Source organism: Corallococcus caeni (assembly GCF_036245865.1).
Taxonomy (GTDB): domain Bacteria; phylum Myxococcota; class Myxococcia; order Myxococcales; family Myxococcaceae; genus Corallococcus; species Corallococcus caeni.
On the sequence record NZ_BTTW01000002.1, the window covers coordinates 446,221 to 471,527 of the forward strand.

A 25,307-nucleotide genomic window follows, 5' to 3' on the forward strand; every position below is an offset into this window, starting at 1 on the left:
GGCCCATGAGCACGCTGCCGCTGTCCCCGCAGGTCCTGGCCATCCTGGCCATGCTCATCGAGCAGCGCTCGGGCCTGCACTACGGGCCCGAGGACCGGGAGCTGCTGGCGGAGAAGCTGTCCGTCCGCGCGCTGGATGCCGGGTTCGACTCGCTGCTCGACTACTACTACTTCCTTCGCTACGACCCGAAGGGCCCGGAGACGCTGGACGGGCTGGTGGAGGCGCTGCTCGTCCACGAGACGTACTTCTTCCGCGAGCCCCAGGCGATGGAGGTGCTGGTGGACGAGGTGCTCGTGCCCGCGGTCAAGGCCGGCCGCAAGCCCCGGGTGTGGTGCGCGGCGTGCGCCACCGGCGAGGAGCCGCTCACGCTGGCCATGATGCTGGACTCGCGGGGCGTGCTGGGGGACGTGTCCATCCTGGCCACGGACCTGAGCGCCCGGGCGCTGGAGCGCGCGCGGACGGGGGAGCACAACCTGCGCTGCATGCGCGCGCTGCCCCCGGGCGTGGTGGGGCGCTGGCTGGACGTGGTGGACGGGCGCCCCCGCGTGCGGCCGGAGCTGATGGCGCGCGTGGAGTGGCGGCAGCTCAACCTGGTGGACACGGCGGGCTACCCGGAGCCGGGGAGCTGCGAGGCCATCCTCTGCCGCAACGTGCTCATCTACTTCCAGGACGACACCGCGCGCCGCGTGGTGGATGGCCTCACCGGGGCGCTGCGGCCCGGCGGGCACCTGTTGGTGGGCACGTCCGAGTCCCTGATGCGCTTTGGCACGGCGCTGCGCTGCGAGGAGCGCCGCGGGGCGTTCTTCTACAGCAAGGCGGACGCATGACGTTGCGCGTGCTGGTGGTGGACGACTCCGCGTTCGCGCGCAAGGTGCTGCGCAAGGTGCTGTCGGACGCGGAAGGGGTGGAGGTGGTGGGCACCGCGCGCGACGGGCTGGACGCGCTGGAGCGGGTGGCGGAGCTCAAGCCGGACGTCATCACCCTGGACCTGGTGATGCCGGCGCTGGACGGGACGGGCTTCCTGCGCGCGCTGTCCGGCATGCCGGACGCGCCCCGGGTGGTGGTGGTGAGCAGCGCGGGCACGGACAGCGAGCTGGCGGTGGCCGCGCTCCAGGCGGGCGCGGTGGACCTGGTGCACAAGCCCACGGCGCTGGCCACCGACCGGCTCTACGAGCTGGGCGCGGAGCTGGTGGAGAAGGTGCGCGTCGCCGGCCGCGCGGTGCCGCGCTACGCGAACGAGCTGAAGGCCGCCAGGGACGCCCCGCCCGCGCGGGTGCTGCCCGCCACCTCCCCGAAGCTGCTGGCGGTGGGCACGTCCACGGGCGGGCCGCAGGCGCTGACGCGGCTCTTGTCGGCGCTGCCCCGGGACTTCCCGGCGCCGGTGGTGCTCGCGCTGCACATCCCCGCCGGCTACACGGAGGCCGTGGCGAAGCGGCTGGACTCGCAGAGCGCGCTGGAGGTGGTGGAGGCCAGCGACGGCCTGGAGCTGGTGCCGGGCCGCGCGGTGCTGGCGCGCGCGGGGTACCACCTGAAGGTGGCGCGGCACGGGGCGCTGAACCTGGTGCGCCTGGACCGCCATCCGCTGGGCACCCCGCACCACCCCTCCGTGGACGTGCTCTTCCAGAGCGTGGCGGAGGTCTGGGGCAGGGACGCCCTGGGGCTGGTGCTCACCGGCATGGGCGAGGACGGGCTCCAGGGCGCGCGGGCCCTGCGCGCCGCGGGCGGCGTGGTGCTCACGGAGGCGGAGTCCTCCTGCGTGGTGTACGGCATGCCGCGCGCGGTGGCGGAGGCCGGCCTGTCCAACGGCAGCGCGCCGCTGGACGACCTGGTGCCGCTCATCTCCCGCTTCGTCTGACAGGGGCGGCGCGCCCTCTTCAGGGGCGGTGCGCGGGGGGATGCGGCGGCTCGGGCGGCGGGCCCTTCCGGGGCGGCGCGCGGCGCGGCAGCGTGACGGTGAAGGTGGTGCCGTCGTCCTCGGTGGAGGTGACGTCGATGGTGCCGCCGTGGGCGTGCACGATTTCGCGCACGATGTAGAGCCCCAGGCCGTAGCTCATCTTCAGCGTGCGCGTCTGCTGCGGGCCCTGGCGGAAGGGCTCGAAGAGGTGGGGCAGGGTGGCCTCCGGGATGGGGCGGCCCTGGTTGTGGACCGTCACCACCACCTTGTTGCGCAGGCCGCGCGTGGCCAGGCGCACGGGCGCGTCCGCCGGGCTGTACTTGAGCGCGTTCTCCACCAGGTTGGACACCACCTGCGCCAGCCGGTCCGGGTCCCAGTGCCCCTGCGTGTTGCCCTTGTGCTCCACGACGATGTCGCGCTGCGGGAAGGCCACGCGGAACTCGTGCGCCACCTTGGCCAGCAGCTCCTGCGTGTCCGAACCGCGCGGCTCAATCACCACGCCGCCCACCAGCCGGGCGCGGGTGAAGTCCAGCAAGAGGCGCGTCAGCCGCTCGATGCGCACCGCCGCGGTGGCGATGCGCCGGCTGGTGCGCGCCGTCTCCTCCGCGGGGCCCCCGGCCGCCAGCACGCGCGACCAGTTCATGATGGCGCCCAGCGGGCTGCGGATGTCATGGCTGATGATGCCCATGAGGTGCTCCTGGAACTCCGCGTGCCGGCGCACCTCCTCTTCCGCCCACTTGCGCTGGGTGATGTCGCGGCTGATGCCGAACAGGCCGAACACGTTGCCTTCCGGGTCGCGCAGCGGGCCCTTGGTGGACAGCCACACGCGCACGTCCCCGCAGGGGTCCTGCTGCGCGTCCTCGTAGGTGAGGGGGGCGCCCGCCTTGAGCACGTCCCGGTCGTGCTTCAGGTTGGCCTGGGCCTCCCCGGCCGGGAACAGCTCCGCGTCCGTGTGCCCGCGCACCTCGGACACGGTGCGGCCCAGGGCGCGCGCGCCCGCGGAGTTGATGACCTGGTAACGGCCCTCCATGTCCTTGATGTAGATGGCGTCGGTGGTGCCCTCCATCACCGCCTGGAAGAGCTGGCCCACGCGCTGCAACTCGTTGCGGGCCTGGAACTCGTGGGTGATGTCGCGGCAGTGCACCAGGAGGCCGCCGTCCACCGGGCGGGTGCTCACCTCGAAGCAGAAGCCGCCCTCGTGCCAGCGGTGCTCGTAGCGCGCGGCGGCCGGCTGCGCGGTGGCGGGCGCGTCCAGGCGCAAGTGGGGGCCCAGGCCCAGCACGTCCGCCACCTTCTTGCGCAGGTCGTCCCCGGTCTGGACGCGGGCCCCCAAGAGCTCGCGCATGCGCGGGCTCAGGTAGCGGATGCGCCAGCCCTCGTCCACGCCGAGGAAGGCCTCCGGCAGCCCCTCCAGCAGCGCGAGCAGGCCCGGGCCGGGCGCCTCCGTCGAGGACGGGGCGGAGGGACGGGAGCGCGGGCGGGCGGGAGCGTGGGCCATCGGCGGGTCGTCAGGGGTACGGGGAGCGGGGTCCCTTCAGGTGGGAAACACGGCGGTGCTTCGCGAGCGTGCCCGGCTTCAACGCCGGGACATGGAACCAGGAGGGTGCAAGGCGTCCTGACCGCCTGTTACGGGATTCATGGACTCGTGGATTTCCGAGGGTAAGGAGAAACCTCCGGGAGGAAACGGGTCAGTGCGGTTCCTGTCGCCTGCATCGCGCGCGAGGTCCGCCACGCGACAGAAGACACGGGGCTGGACGGGAACGGAATGCATCCACCAGAACCATACCCCGCTCAAGGCAAAGCGGGGGGCCACCCCGAGGGATGACGGGCTTCCGCGCGGCGCGCCACCCTCCGGGCCTCCAGCCGTGCGTCCATGATGGAGGGTTGTGGCCGGAACGGATGGGGGCGGGTCTGCCGGGCCCCGGATTTTCCCAAGTCAGGGTTTTTTTGCCTCCCGGAGCTCCTTGGCCTCGGCGTCGCCGCGCTCCAGCTTGCGGTAGAGCGTCTTGCGGTCCACGCCCAGGATGCGCGCGGCGAGCGTGCGGCTGCCGCCCACGGCCTCCAGCACGCGGTGGATGTAGCGGCGCTCCAGCTCCTCCAGCGTCACCAGCTCCGACGCGTCCGTGTTCTCCGGCACCACGCGCGGCGTGCTGTAGTTGCGGATGCGCTCCGGCAGGTCGTCCACCGTGAGCTGCTCGAAGGACGTGAGCGCCACGGCGCGCTCGATGCAGTTCTGCAGTTCGCGCACGTTGCCCGGCCACCCGTAGGCCAGCAGGCGCTGCGCCGCCGCGGGGGACAGCCCCACCACCTTCTTGCCCGTGCGGGTCGCGAACTGCTCCACGAAGCGCTGCGACAGCAGCAGCACGTCGTTGCCGCGCGCGCGCAGCGGGGGCAGCTCCAGGCCAATGACGTTGAGCCGGTAGTAGAGGTCCTCGCGGAAGCGGTCCTCCTCCACCGCCAGCTCCAGGTCGCGGTTGGTGGCCGCGACGATGCGCGCGTCGAACGGCATCTCCGTGTCCCCGCCCACCGGGCGCACCACGCGCTCCTGCAGCGCGCGCAGCAGCTTCGGCTGGAGCGTCATGGGCAATTCGCCCACCTCATCCAGGAACAGCGTGCCGCCGTTCGCCTTGATGAACAGGCCCGTGCGGGAGGCCTTCGCGTCGGTGAAGGCGCCCTTCGCGTGGCCGAACAGCTCGCTCTCCAGCAGCTGCTCCGGCATGGCCGCGCAGTTGATGGCCACGAAGGGCCCCTCCTTGCGCCGGCCCCGGGCGTGGAGGGCTCTCGCGGCCACCTCCTTGCCGGTGCCGCTCTCCCCTGTAATCAGCACCGTGGCGTCCACGTCCGCCACGCGGTCGATGAGCGCGTACGCCTGCTTGAGCGCGGGGCTCTCCCCCACGAGCGCGCCGTCGTCCTGGCGCTGGTCCAGGGCCTCGCGCAGCCGGCGCACCTCCGCGCGCAGGGCGCGGTGTTGCACGGCGCGCTCCAGCACCAGCACCAGCGCGTCCAGGTCGATGGGCTTGGTGATGAAGTCGTAGGCGCCCGCGCGGATGGCGGCCACCGCCGTCTCCAGGCTGCCGAAGGCCGTCACCACCACCACGGGGATGTCCGGCCGGTTGAGCACGATGCGCTCGCACAGCGCCAGGCCGTCCATGCCCGGCATGCGCAGGTCGGTGAGGACGGTGTCGAAGTCCTCGCCGGACAGCCGCTGGAGGGCCTCGTCCGCGGCGGCCACGGCCACGGGCTGGAAGCCCCGGCGCTGGAGGCCCTTCTCCACCATGGCGCGCATCTCGCGCTCGTCTTCGACAATCAGGATGCGGCCTGGCATGCGTGCGTCCCCGGCGGCAGGTAGATGGAGAAACAACTCCCACGGCCCGGCTCGCTTTTCACGTCAATCCAGCCGCCGTGGTCCCGCACCATCCCATAGGAGACGGACAGACCCAGGCCCGTTCCCTCGCCCACGTCCTTGGTGGTGAAGAAGGGCTCGAAGACGTGGGGCAGCACGTCCGCCGGGATGCCCGAGCCCTCGTCCTCCACGTCCAGCCGCACCCAGTCCTGCTCCTCGCCGCCCACGTCCGCGGGGGGCGTGGCGCGCAGCACCCGCGAGCGCACCCGCAGGGTGCCGGGCCGGTGCATCGCGTGCAGGCCGTTCATGACCAGGTTCGTGAGCACCTGCTGGAACTGCCCCGCGTCCACCTCCACGGTGAACCCCGAGGGCACCTCCTGGGACAGCGTCACGCCCTTCTTGGTGGCCATGGGCTTGAGCAGGGAGAAGGTGCGCTCCGCCAGGAGCGACAGGTCCTCCGGCGCGCGCGACGGCGTGCGGCGCCGGGCGAAGTCCAGGAGCTGCCGGATGATGCCGGTCATGTGCTGCGCCTGCTGGAAGATGATGCGGGCGCACTCGTTCACCTCGTCGCCCTCCGCCTCGCCGGAGGACACCATCTTCGCGCGGCCCATCACGACGTTGAGTGGCGTGCCCAATTCGTGCGCCACGCCGGACGCGAGCTTGCCCACGGTGGTGAGCCGGTCCGCGTGGCGCAGGTGCTCCACCGTGGCCAGCCGCGCCGCCGTCTCCGACGCCAGCCGCGCCCGAGTCTCCTCCAGCTGCTCGCCCATCCGGTTCATGGCCACCGCCAGGGTCGTCAGTTCGTCGCCGTGCTCGCGCCGCAGGGGCACGCGCGCGGTGAGGTCGCCTTCGCCAATGCGTCCCGCCAGATGCACCAGCTGCTCCACGGGCCGGCCCACCAGCCGGCGGCCCATGGCCATGGCGGCCAGGAGGAAGAACACGGACAGCGCCGCCGTGGCGATGAAGGTGCCCACCACCGTGGTGCGCACGTGCTGCTCCTGTTCGGACAGGGACTCGGTGATTTCAATGGCCCCCATGCGCCGGCCCAGGAAGACGGGCGTGTACGAGCGCAGCACGCCCGGGCTGGTGGACGCGTCCATCATCCAGCCGTCATTGCCCGCGCGCAGGCTGAGCAGCAGGGCCGGAGGCAGCGCCGGCGCGAAGCCGGAGCCCGGCCCGCCGTCCAGCCACACCCAGCGCAGCCGCACCTGCTCCTGGAAGCGGTTGGCCTGGTTGAGGAGCGTGAGCGCCTCGGACTCGCCCGCCAGCTGCCACGCCTTGCCAATGGAGCCCGCCAGCGTGTGGCCCAGCAGGCGGTGGTCGTGCTGCGTGTCGATTTCCGACCGGGCGAGCTCCCGGTTGACCTGGAACGCCTGGAGCCCGGCCATCACCGCGACGGCGAGCAGCACCAGGGCCAGGGTGAACTTGCGAGCGAGCTTCACGAAGAGGCAACCCCCGGTTCGTGCATGAGGGGGAAGGAAACACACGGACCGGGGAGGTACGCTACGGGTACCGCGGGTGCTGCGTCACGACAGCGTGTGGCTAGTTGCTGCTCGAGCCTTCGGCCGGGGCGGCGGGGGCCTTCTGGCTGGTGCCCTGCTTCGCCTTCTTCGTCTTGGTTCCGGCCTTCGCCTGGGCGGTGGGCGCGCTCTTGGCGGGCTTGGCCTCGGCGGCGAAGGCGCCAGAGGCGAGGGACAGGGACAGGGCGAGGACGAGGGCGGAAGTGCGCTTCATGGGTGACTCCGTGTCAGGCCCGCGAGAAGTGGGTGCGGGGCTGACCGGGGGCTAGAGCATCGGCCATGCCAACGCGCGGTCGCCGAGTGACGCGCTGCCAACGCGGGGCGGAATGGCCATGAATGCCTGGGGCACATTGCCCCGGCGGGGGCAGGATGCCCCGGAAGCCCCGGGGCACGACGGATCCACGGCCCCGGAAGGCATGGGGCGACGCACGTGGCATGCGCCGTGCTCCTCCGCAATCAAATGACGAACGCCCCTCCCCAAGAAGAAGCGACGTCCGCCGCGCGCGTCCTGGTGGCCGAGGACGACGACGCGATGCGCGCGATGCTCGTGCGCACGCTGCGGCGCGCGGGCTACACGGTGGTGGAGGTGGAGGACGGCTTCGAGCTGGGCGACTACGTGGCGATGATGCGGGGCCACGGCGGCACGCTCGCCCCGCCGGACGTCATCGTCAGCGACGTGCGCATGCCGGGGCGCACCGGCCTGGAGGCGCTCGGGCGTTTGCGTGACCAGGGCATCGCGTGCCCCGTGCTGCTGCTCAGCGCCTTCGCGGATGAGGAGACGCACGCGGAGGCCCTGAGGCTGGGCGCCCGGCGGTTGCTGGACAAGCCGGTGGACCTGGACGTGCTGAAGGCCGCGGTGCGCGACGCGGTGGCGCACGACTGATCAGGCCGTCGTCCCCGCGTCGGCCGACGGCGCTTCCGGCATGGGCTGGCCGTTGAGCTCCGCGCGCAGCCGCTCGCGGTCCAGCTCGTTCTCCCAGCGGGACACGACGATGCTGGCGACGCCGTTGCCAATGAAGTTGGTGAGCGCGCGTGCCTCGCTCATGAACCGGTCGATGCCCAGGATGAGCGCCAGGCCCGCCACCGGCACGGACGGCACCACCGCCAGCGTGGCGGCCAGGGTGATGAAGCCCGCGCCCGTCACGCCAGAGGCGCCCTTGGACGTGAGCATCGCCACGCCCAGCAGCGTCGCCGTCTGCGTGAGCGTGAGGTCCACGTTGAGCGCCTGGGCCACGAACAGCGCGGCCATGGTCAGGTAGATGTTGGTGCCGTCCAGGTTGAAGGAGTAGCCGCTGGGCACCACCAGCCCCACCACGGACCTGGAGCAGCCCAGCCGCTCCAGCTTCTGCATCAGCGGCACCAGCGCGGACTCCGACGACGACGTGCCCAGCACCAGGAACAGCTCCGCGCGGATGTAGCGCAGGAACTTCAGGATGGAGAAGCCCGTCAGCCGCGCGACGACGCCCAGCACTCCGACGACGAACAGCACGCACGCCAGATAGAAGCAGCCCATGAGGCGCAACAGCGGCCCCAGGCTGGTGATGCCGTAGGCGCCCAGCGTGAAGGCCATGGAGGCCCCCGCGCCAATGGGCGCCAGCTTCATCACCGCGCCAATCATGTGGAAGAAGGCCTTGGACAGCGCCTCGAAGAGGACGACCACGGGCTTCGCCACGGGGCCGATGGCCGTCAGCGAGAAGCCGAACAGCAGCGCCAGCAGCAGCACCTGGAGCAGGTCGCCCTCGCCGGTGAAGGCGTCCACGAAGGTGCGCGGGATGATGTGCAGCAGGAAGCCCGCGGTGGACTGGTCATGCGCCTGCTGGGCGAAGCGGGCCACGGCGCTCGCGTCCAGCGTGCGCGGGTCCACGTTGAAGCCGGAGCCGGGCTTGAGCACCGTCACCACCAGCACGCCGATGAGGAGCGCGAACGTGGAGATGACCTCGAAGTAGAGCAGCGCCTTGCCGCCCACCCGGCCCACCTTCTTCATGTCCGCCACGTTGGCCACGCCCAGCACCACGGTCAGGAAGATGACCGGGGAGATGAGCATCTTCACCAGCGCGATGAACGCGTCCCCCAGCGGCTTGAGCTTCACCGCGGTGGCGGGCGCCAGGTGGCCCAGCAGGCCCCCCGCGAAGATGGCCGCCAGCACCCACAGGTACAGGCGCGAGGACTTCGTGTCGGCGCTCATGGTGGTGTCCCCCCTCAAACCGACTTCTGGTCGGCTTCGTCCTTCTCGAACAGCAGCTCCAGCTCGCGGCGGGCGCGGACGATGACCTCCATCATCTTCTTCTCGTCCTTGAAGACCTTGGCGCTCTCCAGCATCAGGGACTCGTCGTGCTCGCGGAAGCGCTCCACGGAGCGGCGGGCCTCCGCGAAGGTGAGGCCCATCTCCTGGAGCACGTCGCCGGCCATGACGAGGCTCGCGTCGAACGTCTCACGCACCAGGTGGGTGACGCCCAGGTCCAGCAGCCGGTACGCGTGCTCGCGGTTGCGCGCCCGCGCGTAGATGGTGAGGTGCGGGAAGTGCTCCTTCACCATCTGCGCGGTGCGCAGGGACGCGGCCATGTCGTCGATGGCCAGCACGAACACCTTGGCCTTCTCCGCGCGGGCCGCGCGCAACAGGTCCAGCCGGGACGCGTCGCCGTAGAACACCTGGTTGCCGAAGCGCTGGATGAAGTCGATGTGCTCCGCGCTCGCGTCGATGGCGGTGAACCCGATGCGGCGCGCGCGCAGCAGGCGGGCCACCACCTGCCCCACGCGCCCCATGCCCGCGATGATGACCGGGTGGTCCTCCTCCGGCGCCACGTTGTACTCGCGCTGCGGGCCCTTCTTCAGGAAGCGCGGCGCCACCCATCGCTCGTGCGCGGCGGACAGGAACGGCGTCACCACCATGGACAGGCCCACCACCAGCACCAGCAGGTCCGCCTGCGCGCGGTCCATCACGTGGAAGGACACCGCCAGGGAGAAGAGGACGAAGGCGAACTCACCGCCCTGCGAAATCACCACCGCCAGGCTCACCGCGGACCCAGGCTTCTGCAACCCCACGCGCCCCAGCCCGTACAGCACCAGCGCCTTGAGGGCGGTGAGGCCCAGCACCAGCGCCAGCACGCGCAGGGGCTCGCGCGCGAGCAGCGCCAGGTTCACGGACATGCCCACGGCGATGAAGAACAGGCCCAGCAGCAGGCCCTTGAAGGGCTCGATGTCCGCCTCCAGTTCGTGGCGGTACTCGGACTCCGACAGCAGCACGCCCGCGAGGAACGCGCCCAGCGCCATGGACAGGCCCACCGCGCTGACCAGCGACGCGGTGCCCACGACGACGAGCAGCGCCGTCGCGGTGAACAGCTCCTGGCTGTGCACGCCCGCCACCGCGCGGAACACCGGCCGCAAGAGGTAGCGGCCCGCCAGCACCACCAGCACCACCACGCCCACGGCCTTCGCGGCCATCAGCCACCCGGGCTCCGTGGAGGGCGTCTCCACCACGCCCAAGAGCGGCAGCGCGGCCAGCAGCGGGATCACGGCCAGGTCCTGGAACAGGAGGATGCCGAAGGCGAGCTGACCGTGCTCGGTGGTGAGCTGGTTCTTCTCCGCGAGCAGCTGGAGCGCGAACGCGGTGGAGGACAGCGACAGGCCGAAGCCCGCGATGATGGCCGCGCCCCAGGACAGGCCCAGCACCTTCCCCACGACCGCGAGCAGCAGGCCCGTCACCACCACCTGCGCGCCGCCCATGCCGAACACGGAGCGGCGCAGGTTCCACAGGCGCGACGGCTGCAGCTCCAGGCCAATCACGAACAGCAGCAGCACCACGCCCAGCTCCGCGATGTGGAGGATGTTCTCCACGTCGGAGATGAGGCCCGCGCCATACGGCCCGATGGCCGCGCCCGCCGCCAGGTAGCCCAGCACGGAGCCCAGCCCCAGCTTCTTGAAGAGGGGCACGGCGACGACCGTGGCGGCCAGGAACACCAGCGCCTGATGCAGAAAGGACATAAGGCGCCTGCATGGCACGCTGAAGGCCACCTCGGCAACAGGCGTGGGGTGCGGCCCGGGCCTGCCCGGCGGGCCCTTCAGGGCCGTCCGGCGTCAGTGCTCGTAGGTGTCGCGCGGGCGGGACATGCCGGCCGCGGCGGCCTGCGGGGCGGCGACGGGCATGCCCACGTGCGCCACGGGCAGCGTGAAGGTGAAGACGCTGCCGGTGCCCAGGATGCTCTCCGCGCGGATGGTGCCGCCGTGCGCCTCCACCAGGCCCTTGGCGATGGCCAGCCCCAGGCCGGTGCCGCGGGCGGCCGCGTCGCGCGCCTGCCAGTAGCGGTCGAAGATGTGCGGCAGCGCGTCCGGCGTGATGCCGTTGCCCGTGTCGCGCACGTCGAAGGACACCTCGCCGCCGCGCATCACCGCCTTGACCGCCAGCGTGCCGCCCGGCGGGGTGAACTTCACGGCGTTGCCCAGCAGGTTGCCCATCACCTGGAGCACGCGGCTGCGGTCGCACTTCACGCGCAGCCCCTCCGTGGGCAGGTCCGCTTCCAGGTGCAGCCCCTTGGCCTCCGCCAGCGGCCGGATGGCCTCCAGCGCCTCCGTGGCCAGCGCCACGGCGGTGTGCTCGCCCAGTTCCAGCGGCAGGTGCCCGGCCTCCAGGCGGCCCCAGTCCAAGAGGTCGGAGATGAGCCGCGACATGCGCTCGGCCGCGTCGTTGATGCGCGTGGCCTGCTTGGCCACCGCCTCGCCGCCCGGCTTGCCCGCCGTGCCGCGCAACAGCAGCGCCGCGCCCAGCTGCACCACGCCCAGCGGGTTCTTCAGGTCGTGCGACACCACGGCGAGCAGGTCCTCGCGCGCGCGAGCGGCCCGGCGGGACTCACCCACCAGCCGCGCGTTGTCGATGGCCAGGCTCGCGCGCAGGCACAGGTCCTCCGCCAGCGCCAGGTCGTCCGGGCCGTAGCGGCGCCCGGAGCCGGAGCTCACGAACGTCACCGCGCCCAGCGTGTGGCCGCGCGCGCGCAGCGGGATGATCATGTACGAGCGCGCCTGCAACGCCTCCAGCATCGCCGGGTGCGCGGGCTCCGCCGCCGCCGCGCGCAGGAGCGACTCCGTCACCGCGGGCACCAGCTCCGGCTCGCCCGTGCGCAGCACGCGCAAGAGGCCCACCGGCGCGTCGTCGTGGACCTCCGTGCGCGTGGGCAGGCCCCGGGCGCGCTCCTGCTGCGTCGGGTCCAGGCACGCCACCGCCGCGCGGCCCACCCACGGGCCCTGCTCCAGCGCGTCCACCAGGCACCAGTCCGCCAGGTCCGGCACCGCCAGGTGCGCGAGCAGCGTGTACATGCCCTGCGGATCCGGCGGGTGCGTGAACAGCGTCGTCATCGCCTGGTAGAGGAAGGAGCGGCGGCGCTCGGCGGTCTCCACCTCCGCGCGCGCGGCCTGCTCCAGCTCCAGGGCGCGCGAATAGATGGCCTCCGCCTCCGTGAGCGCCCGCGCCGTCACCAGCACGGCCGGGGACGCGTCCGCGTCCGTGCCCAGCGGCGTGAGCACCAGCGCGTGCCGGCGGACGCCCTGCGCGCCCGGCCAGGGCGCCTCCACGGTGGTGGACTCCCGCAGCGTCACCACGCGGACGCGCGCGGCCTCCAGCGCCGTCAGCGCCTCGTGCGGCAGCCCCAGCTCGCTCCAGTGACGTCCCGAAAGCTCACCCGCCGCGCGGCCGAGCGCCCGGGCGCCCGCGGCGCTGCACGACACCAGCCGGCCCGTGCCGTCCAGGAGGTAGGCAGGGTCGGGGATGGCGGCGAAGACCGCTTCGTAGGCCGGGCCAGTCGTGGGAGCGCTCATCAAGAAAGAAGGGGCCGAGGGGTGCCCCAATTGGACCCGATATTGACACTCCGTACCAGGGTCGCCATTCCGGCCACGAACTCAGGCAAATGAATTTTGCTCAATCAACACTTCAGGGTGTCCGTACCCCAGGTTGTAGGAGCGCCAGCAGCCTGCGGGCGATCTGCCCGAGCGGCAGGACCTCGTGCGCCAGGTTGGCGCCCACCACCACGGCGGGCATGCCGTAGACGACGGACGTCGCCTCGTCCTGGGCAATCACCCGCCCGCCCGCCTGGTGCAGGTCCCGGATGCCGTCCAGGCCGTCCTGGCCCATGCCGGTGAGCACCACCGCCAGGGCCGTCTGCCCGTAGGCCCGCGCGACGGACCGGAACAGCCAGTTGGCGGAAGGCCGGAAGCCCTGGATGGGCGCGGCGCCGGACACCTGCGCGCGGTGGTCCTGGGTGACGCCCAGGTGCTTGTCGTCCGGGGCCAGGTACACGGTGCCGGGGGTGAGCGGCTCGCCGTCCTCGGCCACCTTCACCCGCAGCTTCGTGGCGGTGCCCAGCCACGTGGCCAGGCCGTTGCCGAAGCCCAGCGCGATGTGCTGCACCAGCAGGATGGGGGGCGGGGGCGTGGCCTGTCCGCCCAGGTCGGACAGGATGCGGTAGAGCGCGGCGGGGCCTCCGGTGGACGCGGCCATGGCCAGCACGGCGGGCGCGCGGAAGGCGGGGGTGGGCGTCGTCTCCTGGTGGGGCGTGGGCGTGGCGGCGCGGTCCGGCCAGCGGCGCACCACCTTCACCTGGGCCATGGCCTTGAGCGTGTCGCGCAGCCGGCGGCTGTCCGCCTCGAAGTCCGGGGACTCCGGGCCCACCGGCTTCTGGAGCACCGCCAGCGCCCCGGCCCTCAGCGCGGCCATGGACGTCTGGATGTCGCGCTCCACCAGCGTGGACACCACCACCACGGGCGTGGGCACCTCCGTCATGATGCGGCGGGTGGCGTCCAGGCCGTCCATGCGCGGCATCTGGATGTCCATGGTCACCAGCGCGGGCTGCAGCCGCTGGCACAGGTCCACCGCCTCCAGGCCGTCCTTGGCCTCGCCCACCACGGCGAGCGCCGGGTCGGTGCGCAGGATCTCCACCAGCAGCCGCCGGGCGGTGGGCGAGTCCTCGGCCACCAGGATGCGCAACGGTTCGGTCTTCATAGCAGTCGCCTCAGCGTCTCCAGCAGGCTCGTCGGATCAAACGCGCTCTTCACGATGTAGGCGCTCGCGCCGGCCTGCAGCCCGCGCGCCTTGTCCTCGGGCTTCTCGCGCGACGTGACGAGCACCACCGGCACCCGCCCGAAGCGCGGCGATGCGCGCACGGCCTCCGTCACCTGGAAGCCATCCATGCGCGGCATCTCCACGTCCATCACCATCGCGTCCGCGCCGCCCGCCTGGAGCCGCTCCCACGCCTCCGCGCCGTCCGCGCACGCGGTGACGTCGTAGCCGGCGCCCTCCAGGATGCTCTGCTCCAGCATGCGCGTCGTGGGCGAGTCGTCCGCCAGCACCACGCGCCGGCGCGCGGCCTGCTCCTTGGGCGTGGGGAAGAAGTGCGCGGAGGGGCGCCCGCCCGCGGCCCGCACCAGCGACGCGGGGCTGAGCAGGAGCGCCATGCGCCCATCCGGCATCACCGCCGCGGCGGCCACGTGCCGCGCCCGCTTCACGCGGCTGCCCAGGGAGCGCACCAGCACCTCCTGCTCCGCGATGACTTCATCCACCACCAGCGCCGCCTGCGCGGTGCCCGCCGACAGCACCACCGCGGACGGCCGCGCCTTGGGGGGCCCCGCCGGCAGGTCCAGCACGGCCGCGAGCGACGCCAGCGGCACCAGCGCGTCCGGCGTCACCCAGGACATGCGGCCCTCCACCTCGCGCACGTCGGAAGGCGACAGGCGCAAGAGCCGGTCCACGCCCTCGCTGGCGAGCGCCAGCGTCTGCCCGCCCACCGCCACCAGCAGCACGCGCAGGGTGCTCAGGGTGAGGGGCACGTCCAGCGTGAAGCGGGTGCCCTGGCCCGCCTTGAAGGCCACCTCCACGCTGCCGCGCAGGGCCTCCACCTGGGCCCTCACCACGTCCAGGCCCACGCCCCGGCCGGACACCGCCGTCACCTTCGCCGCGGTGGACAGGCCCGGCAGGAACACGAGCCTGGCCGCCTCCTCGTCGTCCTCGGGCACTTCCAGGCCCCGGGTCCGGGCGCGCTCGCGCAGGGCCTCCAGGTCCAGGCCGCGCCCGTCGTCCTCCACCGCCACCTCCACCCGGCTGCCGCGAAGCCGCGCGGACAGCACCACGCGGCCCTCCTCCGGCTTGCCGTGGCGCACGCGCTCCTCCGGCGCCTCCAGGCCGTGCGCCACCGCGTTGCGCACCAGGTGCAGCAGGGGCTCGCGCAGGGACTGGAGCAGGGAGCGGTCCAGGTCCAGCCCGCCGCCGTGCACCTCCATGCGCACGCGCCGGCCCAGGCCGTGCGCCACGTCGCGCGCGGCGCGCTCCAGGCCGGTGCAGCCCTCCTCGAAGGGGAGCATGCGCGAGCGGCGCACCTCGTCATCCAGGCCGGTGGAGGACTGGAACAGCGCGCGGCGGTCCTGCGCCAGCACGCGCGCCACCCGCGCCAGCTCCAGCTCCACGCGGCGCAGCGTCGTCTCGGACTTCGTGCCGCGCACCGTCTCGCGCAGCCCGGCCACGTCGTCGCGCAGCGCCTCCAGGGACTCGGCGTGGCCCTCCAGGCGCAGCATCGCCACGCGCAGTTCGCCGCTGCGGCCCAGCAGCGCGTCCAGCTTCTGCCCGGACACGCGCACCGGCAGCGTCTCCCCGCTGACCTGCGCGGGGACGGGAAGCTCCGGCTCGGCCTCCTCGCTGGCGGGGGGCTGCGAGGGCTTCGGGGAGGGGCCCGGCACGGGCGCCGGGGCCTGGGGCGGCAGGCCGTGCGCGGCCTGCTCCAGCTGGGGCAGCAGCGCCTCCAGCGGCGAGCCGGCCAGCTCCTGGCGCGCCGCCAGCCTGCGTCCCGCGTCGTCCAGCGCGTCCACCGTGGCGAAGCACAGCTCGAAGAGGTCCGGCGTGGGCGTGCGCCCGTGGATGAGCGGCTCCAGCACCTCCTCCATGCGGTGGCAGGCGTTCTCCACCATGGCGGCGCTGGCCGCGCGCGACGCGCCCTTCACGCTGTGCAGCGTGCGCAGCAGGCCGGGGATGAGCTCCTTCGCGCGCGCCGGGGCCTGCTCCAGCGCGAGCAGGTCCCGGTTGAGGGACACCACGTGCCCCTCCAGCTCCTCCAGGAACGAGTCCAGCAGTGCCTGCGCCAGCCTGTCGCGATCCATGGGTTAGCGCCCGAACTCCCCGAGCAGCCCCTTGAGCTTCTGGCCCATGGCGTTGATGTCCTGCATCGCGCGCTCCGTCTGCCGCGACGAGATGAGGCCCTGCTGCGTGGCCTGGTTCACGTCGTGCATCGCCTGGCGGATCTGTCCGATGCCGGTGGCCTGCTGGTTGGCGGACGCGGCGATCTGCGCGGCCGTGAGCGACGCCTGCGTGAGCAGGTCCGCAAGCTGCTGGATGGTGGTGCCCGCCTCCGTGACGACGCGGGTGGCGGCGGACACGCTCTTGGTGCCCTCCTCCGTGGTCATCACCGCGCCGTGGGTGGCCTTTTGAATCTGGCCAAGAATCTGGCGCACCTGCGCGGTGGCCTTCTTGGACTGGTCCGCCAGGGCCTTCACCTCGGAGGCGACGACGGCGAAGCCGCGGCCGTGCTCACCCGCGCGGCTCGCCTCGATGGAGGCGTTGAGCGCGAGCATGTGCGTCTGCTCGGAGATGTCGTTGACGGTGGTGATGATGTCGCCAATGGCCTGGGCCTGCTCGGCCAGGGCGAGGATGCGCGACGCGATGGACTCCACCTGGTCGCGCACGGCGCCCATGGAGGAGACGGCCTCCTCCACGGCGCGGCGGCCGGAGCGGCCCACCTCCTCCGAGTGCCGGGCGGACTCGCTCACCGCGCGGGCGCGGCCGGCGGCCTCCTCCGACGTCTTGGTGATCTCCTCGATGGTGCTCACCGTCTCCGTGACGGCGGTGCCCTGCTCCTGGGCGCCGGCCACCTGCTCGGTGGTGCTGGCGAGGATTTCAGAGGACGCGCCGGCCAGCTGGTTGACGAACTCCGCCACGGTCTTGAGGGTGTGCTCGCGCTGCTCGGCCTGCTTCGCCAGCTGCACCTCCGCTTGCTGGCGGCGCTCCGCCATGGAGTTGAAGGCGCCGGCCAGGTCGGCCATCTCGTCCTTGCCGCGCACGTCGATGCGGTGGGTGAGGTCGCCCTTGCCCAGTTGCTCCGCGCCGAAGGTGAGCTTGCGCAGGGGGTCGGTGATGCCGCGGGTGATGACGAAGCTGCCCACGCCCACGATGGCCAGGCCCAGCAGGGTGCCCAGCGCCAGCACCCAGAGGCTGCGCTGCGCGGCCTGGGTGGCGGCGTCGGAGTACTGTTTCCAGCGCTCCTCCTCCGTGTCGCGCATCTCATAGATGGTCTCCCGGATGCTCTCCATCTCCCTCTGGCCGCGGTTGGTCTTCACGATGGCCTGGGCCGCCTCGAAGCCCTGCTCACGGCGGACGCGGATGGTCTCCGCCAGCTCGTCCAGCTTGTTCAGGACCAGGGGCTCCAGCTTCGCGAAGCGCGCGCGCTGATCCGGGTAGCGGGCCATCGCCGGGCGCAGGGCGTCCAGGTCCGTGCGCAGCTCGGCCAGGGCGTTCTGGTACGGGCGCAGGTAGGTCTCTTCACCAGTGAGGATGAAGCCGCGCTGGCCCGTCTCCGCGTCCACGATGAGCGCGCGCACCTCGCGCAGCAGCTTGTAGTTGTTGTGGGCCTCCAGCAGGCCCTCGGTGGTGGTGGTGAGCTGCTGGGCGCCCTGGAAGGCCACGCCCGCGATGATCAGCAGCACCAGCAGGGACAGCCCGAAGCCCAGCGCGATGCGATTCCCGATGCTCATGCGACTCCTTCTTCGGAAAGCTCGAACACGAGACGCTCGTCGCCGAGGAGGGCCTCTCCCTCCAGGACGAGCGTTCCGTCGGGGCTGACGCCGGACACCAGCGCGCCCGCTTCCTCTTCCAGGGAGGGGGGCGCGGGCAACAGCTCCGTGCCCGTCAGCAACGCCACCTCCATCACCTCATCCGTGCGCAGGCCCAGCTCCGCGCGGGCCGTGCCCACCACCAGCACGGGGCCGGTGCCCTGCGACGCGGGCCGGCCGAACAGGGGCGCCAGCTCCACCACGGGCAGCACCTCCCCGCGCAGCAGCGTCAGGCCGCGCAACAGCGGCGGCGCGCCCGGCAGCGGGGTGAACTCCGGCGCGCGCATGACCTCCAGGATGAAGCGCGACTCCAGCGCGTACGTCTGGCCCGCGGCCTGGAAGCGCACCATCTCCCGCTGGCTGCCGGGCAGCACGGGGATGACGGGCGGGCGGGCCAGGGAGCGGGCGCGGGCGTCGAGCGCGTCGCTGGCCGCTTCGTCGGTGAAGGCGTTGCGCGCCTCGGTGGCGCGCTCCAGCGCCTCCAGCCGGGCCCGGGCCTTGTCCCAGTCGATGATTCCTTCGCGCTTCGGCATCAGCTCGCGTCTCCGCCTTCCATCCGCTCCAGGCGCCGCCACTCCGCGCGGGCCACGTCCGCCAGTGCTCCGGCCCGCTCACCTTCCGCCAGGGGCACCAGCGCCTCTGGCGGCAGCTTCCGGCACAGCCCTTCCGCCTCGCGGTAGGCCCGGGCGGCGGCGGCGGTCTGGTCCTGCCGGCGCAGCACGTGGCCCAGGAGCAGGTGGCCCACCGCGAGCCCCGGCTCCAGGTAGAGCGCCTGCCGGGCGGACTTCTCCGCGTCGGCCAGCCGCGCCTGACCCAGCAGCAGCAGGGCCTCCAGATAGCGCAGACCGGCGACCAGTGGGTGACGAACAGCGGCCTCCCCGCAGGCGAACACCGCCGCGCGGGGCTCCAGGTTGGCCAGTGCACGGACCGCGGCCAGCGCCTCCTCCGGGTCGGCCGATTGGGCCCCCGCCCGCCGTGCCCCCTCGCGCCAGTCGCCCCGGGCCAGCGCCTGGCGCACGGTCTCCAGCGCCTCCACGCTCAGCGGGAAGCGGGGCCGGGTCCCGGTCCCGGTCCTGGCCGCGGTGCCACCGGAGACGGGCCTGGCGCCCGACCCAGGCGTGCCGCCACCATGAGGCCCCGCTCCCGACGCGGGAGCACCGGAGCCGGAGGGCCCGGTTCCCCAGGGCGCGGAAGCCCCCGGGAGGGAGCCGTCGGCTCCGAAGGTCGGAGGCATCCCCGGCGCGGCCCCGCTGGAGCCCCCCGCCGGGGACGGCCGGGCCCGAGGCTCCAGCGTCGCGGGGAACGCTCCTGAGCCGGTGCGCCCCGTCCCCTGGGGCCCGGTGGGAAAGGGCGTGCCGTCCGCGCGCAGCGGCGCCAGCGGCTGGAGCGGAACGAAGTGCCCCGCGTTCGCGCCGGCCAGGGGCTTGCGGTACAGCACGCCCCACTCGGTGAGGACCGGCTCGAACGGCGCGTAGTCGCCCAGCGGCGGATCCGACGGCCCCGTGAACAGGTACCCGCCGTCATCCAGCGACGCGTGGAGCCTGCGCGCCACGCCCTCGATGGTGGCGCGGTTGAAGTAGATGAGGACGTTGCGGCAGAAGATGACGTCCAGCTGCCAGATGCCGCTCTCCGCCGAGGGCCACGTCTCCAGCGCCAGGTTGAGGTAGCCCAGCTGCACGTGGCGCTTCACGTCCTGCGACAGCCAGTAGAAGCGGCCCTCCTGCCGGAGGTGGGCGCGCATGCGGTCCGCGGAGGGGCCGCGCAGGGACCAGTCCGTGTAGCGGGCCTGCTGGGCGCGGCTGAGCGCCGTGCGCGACACGTCCGTCGCGCGCACCGTCATGTGCTCTTCCCAGCCCTCGGCCATCAGCAGCGCGGCGATGGAGTAGGGCTCCTCGCCGGAGGAGCACGCCGCGCTCCACGCGCGCACCAGGTGCTCCTGTCCCCGGCGCTCGCGCAATTCCGGCAGCACCACGCGGCGCAGGTGGTCGAAGTGCTCGTGGGTGCGGAAGAAGTACGTCTCCCCGATGGTGAGCTCGGTGAGCAGGTCATCGAAGAGCGCGTTGTCCAGCGCCACCTCATGCAGGTAGCGCGTGACGTCGTCCTTGTTGGCGCGGGCCATGGCGCGCTGGATGCCCTCCAGCGCGGCGGCCAGACAGCTGGGCGCGGCGAGCCCCGCGCGCTCCTCCACCAGGGCGAGCACTTCCTTGAAGCCCGGGGGGAGGACGCCGCCGATCAAGCGGGCTCCGGGAGGGCTCCCAGCGCGGTGTCCAGCTGCAGGGCTTCCGCCTGGGAGAGGAACGAGCGCAGGTCGTGCACGAGCACCAGCCCGTCCGGAAGCTTCGCGGCCCCGGCCACGTACCCCACGCCCGGCAGCTCCCCGGGGGACGCGTCCCATTCCCCGGGGGCGACGATGAACAGCCCTTCGGCCCGGTCCACGCGCAGCGCCACGTGTCGGCCCCCGGCGGAGGCGACGATGAAGTGGTCCATGGGGGACAGGGGGCGCGCGGGGTGGCGGAAGCGGCGGCGCAGGTCGAGCACGGGCAGCAGCTCCCCGCGCAGGTTGAGCAGGCCCTCCACCACGTCCGGGGCCCGGGGCAGGGGCGTGAGGCGCGCGGCGCGCACCAGCTCGCGCACGTCCTCCACGGGCAGCCCGTAGCGCTGCCGCTCCAGGGTGAACAGCAGGACTTCCTGTGGGCGTGCCTCCGAAGGGGGATTCATGGATGCGCGTCGCAGGCTACAGGAGGCCAGCCACCCTGGGGATTCAGGATGTTGGCCCGTCTTCCAGCAAACGCTCCACGCCGGGTGGGAGCGGTCCGACCTGTAGCCAACGCCCGGCGGAACGCCTGGAGTCCCGCGAGGAAACGCTTTTTCGCCCGGGCCGTCCTCAGAGGACAGTCGCCAGCCGGCATGGGGCCGGGCATCGTGAGGCACATGGTTCAGCACGTCATCGTCGTGGGCGCGGGCCCCGGAGGCCTGACGGCCGCCATCAACCTCGCGGGGCAGGGCTTCCGGGTCACCGTCGTGGAGAAGGACGCGGTGCCCGGCGGCCGGATGAAGGGCCTGACGCTGGGGCAGGACAGCGAGTACGCGCTGGACACCGGCCCGTCCATCCTCCAGCTGCCCGGCATCCTGAAGCAGATCTTCTGGCGCGCGGGAAAGCGGCTGGAGGACTACGTCACGCTGGTGCCGGTGGACCCGAACACGCGCGTGCACTTCTGGGACGGCACGCACCTGGACACGCGGCGCGACCTGGAGCGGATGGGCCAGGACCTGGAGACGTTCGGCGCGGGCAAGGGGCGCGCGCTCCAGGAGTGGATGGAGGACGGGCGCAGGAAGTACGCGCTCGCGTACGAGAAGTTCATCTGCACGAACGCGGGCAGCCTGGACTACTACGCGCCCTGGCGCCTGGCGCCCACGCTGCGCTTCAAGCCGTGGCAGACGCTCTACAAGCAGCTGGACTCGTTCTTCCACGACGACCGGATGACGTACGCGCTGGCGTACCCGTCGAAGTACCTGGGGCTGCACCCGACGACGTGCTCGTCGGTGTTCAGCGTGATTCCGTTCATCGAGCTGTGCTTCGGCGTGTGGCACGTGCAGGGCGGCTTCCGGGAGCTGGCGCGCGGGATGATGAGGTGCGCCCAGGACCTGGGCGTGACGTTCCGCATGGGCACGGCGGTGGAGCGCGTGCGCACGGAGGCCGGGCGCGCGGTGGGCGTGAAGCTCGCGAGCGGCGAGGAGCTGGACGCGGACGCGGTGGTGGTGAACGCGGACCTGGCCTACGCGGCGCAGAAGCTGCTGGCGCCGGAGGTGCGCGAGGGCAGCCGGCTGACGGACGCGGCGCTGGAGCGGGCGAAGTATTCGTGCAGCACATTCATGGCGTACTACGGCCTGGACACGACGTACGCGGACCTGCCGCACCACCTCATCTACCTGTCGGAGAGCGCCAGGCGCACGGACAGGGACGCGCTGGAGGACCGCACGGTGGACGTGGACGACCCGCCCTTCTACGTGTGCAACCCGGGCGTGACGGACGGCTCGGGGGCGCCGAAGGGGCACTCCACGCTGTACGTGCTGGTGCCCACGCCCAACACGGCGCGGCCGGTGGACTGGGCGAAGACGGAGGCCACGCTGCGCGAGCGCATCCCGAAGATGCTGGAGAAGGTGGGCATCAAGAACCTGCGCGAGCACGTGAAGGCGGAGCGCTACTTCACGGCGGAGACGTGGCGGGACGACTTCAACGTGTTCCGGGGCGCGGTGTTCAACCTGTCGCATACGTGGATGCAACTGGGCCCGCTGCGGCCGCGAGTGAAGAACGCGCAGGTGGAGGGGCTCTACTTCGTGGGCGGCGGCACGCACCCGGGCAGCGGGCTGTTGACCATCATGGAGAGCGCGAACATCGCGGCGGACTACCTCACGCGCGAGGCGGGCAAGGGGCCGCTGAAGGGCTGGCCGTACGTGCCGCCCATGGAGGACGCCGGAGAGCAGGCGCCGCCCGGGCCGCGGATGGCCCGGAGCGGCTGAGGGGCGAAGCGTCAGACGGCGCCGGGGCGGCAGCTCACCTCCACGAGGATGCCGCCCGGGGCCCGGCAGTAGACGAGGGTGCCCCGGTTGTTGCGGATGACGTCGGACACCTCCAGGCCGTCGGCCTTCACGCGCTCCTGGAAGGCGAGCACGGGGGCTTCGGAGTCCTGGAGGAAGCCGACGTGGAAGTCCTCGGGGAAGACGTCGGAGTCGCGCTTGCGGCGCTGGAGGACGAGCACGAAGCCCTCCGTGCCGCCGAGGATGGCGATGGCGGGCGAGTCATGGTTCTTCGCGTGCGACGTGAAGCCGCAGTAGCGCGTGAAGAAGCGGGCGGTGGCCTGGACGTCGGGGACCTGCAGATCAAGGTGATTCAGCTTCATGGTGGGCCTCGCGAAGACACACGTGTGCCTTCGAAGGGCCGTGGGTCCTGAATCCCGAAGGAGACGGACAAGTGCTTCCACCATGGAAGTGACCGGGGCTCACCGAACCGGTCCGCCGTTTTTCGACCGGTGCGGAGGGTAATGCAATGGCAGACGGAAGGCCAGACTAGGACACGTACCGTTCCGCCAGCTCCGACACCTGCCCCGTCGCCTGGGCCACCGCGGTCGCCGCCTCCTGCGTCGTCCCCAGCTGCCGCAGCGTCGCGGCCATCAGCTCGTCCATCTCGCTCACGGCGCCGAACAGCTGATCCACGCCCGCGTGCTGCTGCGCCACGGCTTCCGCAATCTGCCGCACCGCCGCCGCGGACTCGTGCGTCAGCTTGATGAGCTCCCGCAGCCGCTCGCCGCTCTTGCGCAGCGGCACCAGCGCCGCCTCCACGCCCTCCGAACTCTTGTCCGCCGTGACGACCGCCTCGCCCGTCGCGGCCTCCATGCCCTCCAAGAGCCCGCGCACCTGGCCCGTCGCCTTGATGGACTGATCCGCCAGCTCGCGCATCTGCCGCGCCACCACCGCGAAGCCCCGGCCCTGCTCGCCCGCGCGGCTCGCCTCGATGGCCGCGTTGATGGCCAGCATGTGCGACTGGTCCGCCAGCGACTTCACCACCTCCGACACCCGGCCCACCTCGCGGGCGCGCGTGCCCAGGTCCACCACCTGCTGGTTCAGCCCGTGCGTCAGGCCTCGGATGTCCGCGAGCCCCTGCTCCGTGCCCGCCAGTGACTCCTCGCCCAGCCGGCCCATCGCCGCGGCGCGCTCCGCCACCTGCAGCACGCTCCCCGCGCGGGTGGCCGCCAGCTTCGACATCTGCTGGATCTCCTGCGCCGTGGTGCGCGCCTGGTGGATGGCCGCCGCCTGCCGCGACAGCGTGCGGTTCTGCTGGTCGCTCGCCTCCGTCAGCCGCGTGCCCGCCTTCGCCAGGTGCCCCGCCGACGAGCTCAGCGCCCGGGGCAGCTCCTGCAACTGCTCGTAGAGGAGCCACGTGCGCGCGGACAGGTCGCCCAGTTCATCCGTGGACACCCACTGCGGCGGCGCCGCGCGGCCCTCCACCAGCGCGTCCAGCGACGCACCCACCGCCTTCGCGCCCTGCGCCAGCCTGCGCGCCGCCCACGCCGCGGTGAAGATGGCGCCCAGCGCCGCGAACCCGCCCAGGAGCGCCACCGGCAGCGTCAGGTCCCGCTGCAACGGCTGGATGCGCGCGCGCACCCGCGCCGCGCCCCGGTACTCGCCCGACAGCTCCAGGTCGTCCGCCAGCGACGACAGGTTCTTCTCCAGCCGCAGCTGCAACGTCGCGATGCTCGTGATGCACGTGATCAGCAGCGCGGACACGACGATGGCCGGCAGGAACCAGCTCTGCCGGGGCAGGAACAGGCCTTCGCCAGGGGGCCGCTCGTGCGGCGCGCGGCGGAACGCCTCCAGCGTCACCGCCGCCAGCGCCTTCTCATAGAGCATGTACATGATGGGCGCGCTGAAGAGGCCCGCGCTCATCGCCACCGCCACGCCCACCAGGATGACGCGCGGCGGACGGTCCAGCGCCAGGCCAATGGCGCCGTTGAAGAAGATGCCGCCCAGGAACCAGCCCGCCTGCGCCTCCACGAACGTGAGCACGCCCGGCAGCCGCAACAGCCGCCCCAGCCGCTCCGCTGGCCCCACGTCCTCCCGCAGCGCATGCCGCAAGAGCGCCCCCACCGCCCCAATGGGCACCACCAGCGCCAGCCCACCAATGACGATGGGGGTGACGACCCCCAGCACGAACCCCACGCTGCTCGCGTCCACGTCCAAGAGCTGGATGTCGACGTAGATGGCCGGCGCCACCGCCACCGTGACGACCAGCGTGCGCAGCAAGAGCAGCTTGAAGAGCAGCGCCTGGGTCGAGAGGGGCGAAGGCTGAGTCATCGGCGGACGTGTCCGGGAGGGTCACTCCAGACTGAGGGGGAAGCGCGGGGGCGTCAATGCAACGTCCGCTTCTTGTGCCGCAGACTCCCGGGTCTTCGTGAATAGCAGGGACGCAGCGGGTAGGGCGGGCAGCGCGGGTGTCGTTTCCGCGTGCGCCGAGCACTGTCCACTGTCTGACATTTCAGGTTGTGACAGTCACGTCACACCCAAGGAGGGCAGCCGTGCGGACGGGCCCGCACCACCGCCAGCTGTCGCGGGCCCGCGACGTGCGCACGTTGTCCTCCACAACGATTCACACACCGACGTCAGGAGGACGCCATGGGCGAGTGGACTGACAAGGCCAAGGGCAAGGTGAAGGAAACCGTGGGTGTCGCGACCGGCGACCGTTCGCTGGAAGCCGAGGGCAAGGCGGACACGGCCAAGGGCAAGATCAAGGGCGTGGTCGAGGACGTGAAGCACGCCATCAAGGACGCGGTCGACGACCGCGATGCCCCGCGCCGCGACGCGGATCCGTATCACCGCTAGCGACCGCTCACTGCTTGAAACCGTTCGGGCCGCGGAAGCCAGTGCTTCCCGCGGCCCGAGCTGTCTTCAGCGGGTGCTGCTCACTGCCGCAGCTTCTCGCAGGGACACGCCACCTCCAGGAAGGTGGTGGACTTGCCGCTGAGCATCACCCAGAGACAGCGCAACACACAGGCTGTTCCGAACTCCCGGTAGATGAGTCCCAGGTTGGCAACCACCTCACGTCCGGTGATGACCCCGCGCATGTCCCGCTCCCTTGCTTCCTGCCGTCCGACCCGCCGCCCATGGCCTCGTGAGAGGCCGGGAAGACGTCTCTGCAAAG

The 25,307-nt window shown here is 72.3% G+C and carries 21 protein-coding genes; 5 read left to right on the top strand and 16 right to left on the bottom strand.

From position 1 onward, the window contains the following. Positions 1 to 5: 5 nt before the first annotated feature. Entirely contained in the window at positions 6 to 827 is an 822-nt protein-coding gene (locus tag AABA78_RS09910) for a CheR family methyltransferase (RefSeq protein ID WP_338262732.1), read from the top strand. Then, complete coding sequence (gene cheB, locus AABA78_RS09915) at positions 824 to 1,855, top strand: chemotaxis-specific protein-glutamate methyltransferase CheB (protein ID WP_338262733.1); 1,032 nt, start codon at positions 824 to 826, stop codon at positions 1,853 to 1,855. The genes AABA78_RS09910 and cheB (AABA78_RS09915) overlap by 4 nt, the downstream gene beginning before the upstream one ends. 19 nt (positions 1,856 to 1,874) lie before the next feature. Here cheB (AABA78_RS09915) and AABA78_RS09920 read toward each other — a convergent pair whose 3' ends face one another. The 4 genes from AABA78_RS09920 to AABA78_RS09935 form a co-directional block, all read right to left on the bottom strand. Next, positions 1,875 to 3,392, bottom strand: coding sequence for a sensor histidine kinase (locus AABA78_RS09920; protein ID WP_338262734.1), 1,518 nt, complete (start codon positions 3,390 to 3,392; stop codon positions 1,875 to 1,877). A gap of 438 nt (positions 3,393 to 3,830) precedes the next feature. Next, positions 3,831 to 5,219 carry a sigma-54-dependent transcriptional regulator gene (locus AABA78_RS09925; RefSeq protein ID WP_171420408.1) on the bottom strand — a complete coding sequence of 463 codons (1,389 nt, stop codon included), beginning with the start codon at positions 5,217 to 5,219 and terminating at the stop codon, positions 3,831 to 3,833. Then, the gene (locus tag AABA78_RS09930) at positions 5,201 to 6,679 is read right to left on the bottom strand and encodes a sensor histidine kinase (protein WP_338262735.1); all 1,479 of its coding nucleotides are present in this window, start codon (positions 6,677 to 6,679) and stop codon (positions 5,201 to 5,203) included. The genes AABA78_RS09925 and AABA78_RS09930 overlap by 19 nt, the downstream gene beginning before the upstream one ends. Positions 6,680 to 6,779: 100 nt before the next feature. Further along, entirely contained in the window at positions 6,780 to 6,971 is a 192-nt protein-coding gene (locus AABA78_RS09935) for a hypothetical protein (protein WP_338262736.1), read from the bottom strand. A gap of 246 nt (positions 6,972 to 7,217) precedes the next feature. On the opposite strand from AABA78_RS09935, the gene AABA78_RS09940 reads away from it, so the two are divergent. Then, complete coding sequence (locus AABA78_RS09940) at positions 7,218 to 7,640, top strand: response regulator (protein ID WP_338262737.1); 423 nt, start codon at positions 7,218 to 7,220, stop codon at positions 7,638 to 7,640. On the opposite strand, the gene dctA is transcribed toward AABA78_RS09940, so the two are convergent. The 9 genes from dctA to AABA78_RS09985 form a co-directional block, all read right to left on the bottom strand. Then, entirely contained in the window at positions 7,641 to 8,942 is a 1,302-nt protein-coding gene (gene dctA / locus AABA78_RS09945) for a C4-dicarboxylate transporter DctA (RefSeq protein WP_338262738.1), read from the bottom strand. A gap of 14 nt (positions 8,943 to 8,956) precedes the next feature. Continuing rightward, the gene (locus AABA78_RS09950; protein WP_338262739.1) at positions 8,957 to 10,738 is read right to left on the bottom strand and encodes a monovalent cation:proton antiporter-2 (CPA2) family protein; all 1,782 of its coding nucleotides are present in this window, start codon (positions 10,736 to 10,738) and stop codon (positions 8,957 to 8,959) included. A gap of 93 nt (positions 10,739 to 10,831) precedes the next feature. After that, complete coding sequence (locus tag AABA78_RS09955) at positions 10,832 to 12,562, bottom strand: sensor histidine kinase (protein WP_338262740.1); 1,731 nt, start codon at positions 12,560 to 12,562, stop codon at positions 10,832 to 10,834. Between the two features lie 112 nt (positions 12,563 to 12,674). Then, positions 12,675 to 13,742 carry a chemotaxis-specific protein-glutamate methyltransferase CheB gene (cheB, locus tag AABA78_RS09960; protein ID WP_338262741.1) on the bottom strand — a complete coding sequence of 356 codons (1,068 nt, stop codon included), beginning with the start codon at positions 13,740 to 13,742 and terminating at the stop codon, positions 12,675 to 12,677. Next, on the bottom strand, positions 13,739 to 15,886 hold the full coding sequence (locus AABA78_RS09965; RefSeq protein WP_338262742.1) for a hybrid sensor histidine kinase/response regulator: 2,148 nt from the start codon (positions 15,884 to 15,886) through the stop codon (positions 13,739 to 13,741). The genes cheB (AABA78_RS09960) and AABA78_RS09965 overlap by 4 nt, the downstream gene beginning before the upstream one ends. 3 nt (positions 15,887 to 15,889) lie before the next feature. Continuing rightward, complete coding sequence (locus AABA78_RS09970; RefSeq protein ID WP_338262743.1) at positions 15,890 to 17,533, bottom strand: methyl-accepting chemotaxis protein; 1,644 nt, start codon at positions 17,531 to 17,533, stop codon at positions 15,890 to 15,892. Further along, complete coding sequence (locus AABA78_RS09975) at positions 17,530 to 18,144, bottom strand: chemotaxis protein CheW (protein WP_338262744.1); 615 nt, start codon at positions 18,142 to 18,144, stop codon at positions 17,530 to 17,532. The genes AABA78_RS09970 and AABA78_RS09975 overlap by 4 nt, the downstream gene beginning before the upstream one ends. Next, positions 18,144 to 19,847: a CheR family methyltransferase gene (locus tag AABA78_RS09980; RefSeq protein ID WP_338262745.1), complete on the bottom strand. Its 1,704-nt coding sequence runs from the start codon at positions 19,845 to 19,847 to the stop codon at positions 18,144 to 18,146. Before AABA78_RS09980 ends, AABA78_RS09975 begins: the two co-directional genes overlap by 1 nt. Further along, positions 19,844 to 20,329 (bottom strand): chemotaxis protein CheW, encoded by a 486-nt coding sequence (locus AABA78_RS09985; RefSeq protein ID WP_338262746.1) that lies wholly within the window; start codon positions 20,327 to 20,329, stop codon positions 19,844 to 19,846. Before AABA78_RS09985 ends, AABA78_RS09980 begins: the two co-directional genes overlap by 4 nt. A gap of 213 nt (positions 20,330 to 20,542) precedes the next feature. Between AABA78_RS09985 and AABA78_RS09990 the strand changes: the two genes are divergently transcribed. Beyond that, on the top strand, positions 20,543 to 22,132 hold the full coding sequence (locus AABA78_RS09990; protein WP_338262747.1) for a phytoene desaturase family protein: 1,590 nt from the start codon (positions 20,543 to 20,545) through the stop codon (positions 22,130 to 22,132). Positions 22,133 to 22,143: 11 nt separating this feature from the next. Here the strand turns inward: AABA78_RS09990 and AABA78_RS09995 are convergent, their stop codons facing one another. Next, positions 22,144 to 22,512 carry a VOC family protein gene (locus AABA78_RS09995; RefSeq protein ID WP_338262748.1) on the bottom strand — a complete coding sequence of 123 codons (369 nt, stop codon included), beginning with the start codon at positions 22,510 to 22,512 and terminating at the stop codon, positions 22,144 to 22,146. Positions 22,513 to 22,678: 166 nt separating this feature from the next. Continuing rightward, positions 22,679 to 24,463, bottom strand: a complete 1,785-nt coding sequence (locus tag AABA78_RS10000; RefSeq protein ID WP_338262749.1) for a methyl-accepting chemotaxis protein — start codon at positions 24,461 to 24,463, stop codon at positions 22,679 to 22,681. A 318-nt stretch (positions 24,464 to 24,781) separates the two neighbouring features. On the opposite strand from AABA78_RS10000, the gene AABA78_RS10005 reads away from it, so the two are divergent. After that, complete coding sequence (locus AABA78_RS10005) at positions 24,782 to 24,988, top strand: CsbD family protein (protein ID WP_338262750.1); 207 nt, start codon at positions 24,782 to 24,784, stop codon at positions 24,986 to 24,988. 80 nt (positions 24,989 to 25,068) lie between these two features. Here AABA78_RS10005 and AABA78_RS10010 read toward each other — a convergent pair whose 3' ends face one another. Beyond that, the gene (locus AABA78_RS10010) at positions 25,069 to 25,230 is read right to left on the bottom strand and encodes a hypothetical protein (protein ID WP_171412808.1); all 162 of its coding nucleotides are present in this window, start codon (positions 25,228 to 25,230) and stop codon (positions 25,069 to 25,071) included. Positions 25,231 to 25,307 lie beyond the last annotated feature (77 nt).

Bases quoted from the DNA above. Each gene is read 5' to 3' on its own strand.
- AABA78_RS10000 (WP_338262749.1), bottom strand. From the start codon at position 24,463: ATGACTCAGCCTTCGCCCCTCTCGACCCAGGCGCTGCTCTTCAAGCTG.
- AABA78_RS10005 (WP_338262750.1), top strand. From the start codon at position 24,782: ATGGGCGAGTGGACTGACAAGGCCAAGGGCAAGGTGAAGGAAACCGTG.
- AABA78_RS09970 (WP_338262743.1), bottom strand. From the start codon at position 17,533: ATGAGCATCGGGAATCGCATCGCGCTGGGCTTCGGGCTGTCCCTGCTG.
- AABA78_RS09925 (WP_171420408.1), bottom strand. From the start codon at position 5,219: ATGCCAGGCCGCATCCTGATTGTCGAAGACGAGCGCGAGATGCGCGCC.
- AABA78_RS09990 (WP_338262747.1), top strand. From the start codon at position 20,543: ATGGTTCAGCACGTCATCGTCGTGGGCGCGGGCCCCGGAGGCCTGACG.
- AABA78_RS09965 (WP_338262742.1), bottom strand. From the start codon at position 15,886: ATGGATCGCGACAGGCTGGCGCAGGCACTGCTGGACTCGTTCCTGGAG.
- dctA (WP_338262738.1), bottom strand. From the start codon at position 8,942: ATGAGCGCCGACACGAAGTCCTCGCGCCTGTACCTGTGGGTGCTGGCG.
- AABA78_RS09995 (WP_338262748.1), bottom strand. From the start codon at position 22,512: ATGAAGCTGAATCACCTTGATCTGCAGGTCCCCGACGTCCAGGCCACC.
- AABA78_RS09985 (WP_338262746.1), bottom strand. From the start codon at position 20,329: ATGAATCCCCCTTCGGAGGCACGCCCACAGGAAGTCCTGCTGTTCACC.
- cheB (WP_338262733.1), top strand. From the start codon at position 824: ATGACGTTGCGCGTGCTGGTGGTGGACGACTCCGCGTTCGCGCGCAAG.
- AABA78_RS09920 (WP_338262734.1), bottom strand. From the start codon at position 3,392: ATGGCCCACGCTCCCGCCCGCCCGCGCTCCCGTCCCTCCGCCCCGTCC.
- AABA78_RS09975 (WP_338262744.1), bottom strand. From the start codon at position 18,144: ATGCCGAAGCGCGAAGGAATCATCGACTGGGACAAGGCCCGGGCCCGG.
- cheB (WP_338262741.1), bottom strand. From the start codon at position 13,742: ATGAAGACCGAACCGTTGCGCATCCTGGTGGCCGAGGACTCGCCCACC.
- AABA78_RS09950 (WP_338262739.1), bottom strand. From the start codon at position 10,738: ATGTCCTTTCTGCATCAGGCGCTGGTGTTCCTGGCCGCCACGGTCGTC.
- AABA78_RS09910 (WP_338262732.1), top strand. From the start codon at position 6: ATGAGCACGCTGCCGCTGTCCCCGCAGGTCCTGGCCATCCTGGCCATG.
- AABA78_RS10010 (WP_171412808.1), bottom strand. From the start codon at position 25,230: ATGCGCGGGGTCATCACCGGACGTGAGGTGGTTGCCAACCTGGGACTC.
- AABA78_RS09955 (WP_338262740.1), bottom strand. From the start codon at position 12,562: ATGAGCGCTCCCACGACTGGCCCGGCCTACGAAGCGGTCTTCGCCGCC.
- AABA78_RS09940 (WP_338262737.1), top strand. From the start codon at position 7,218: ATGACGAACGCCCCTCCCCAAGAAGAAGCGACGTCCGCCGCGCGCGTC.
- AABA78_RS09935 (WP_338262736.1), bottom strand. From the start codon at position 6,971: ATGAAGCGCACTTCCGCCCTCGTCCTCGCCCTGTCCCTGTCCCTCGCC.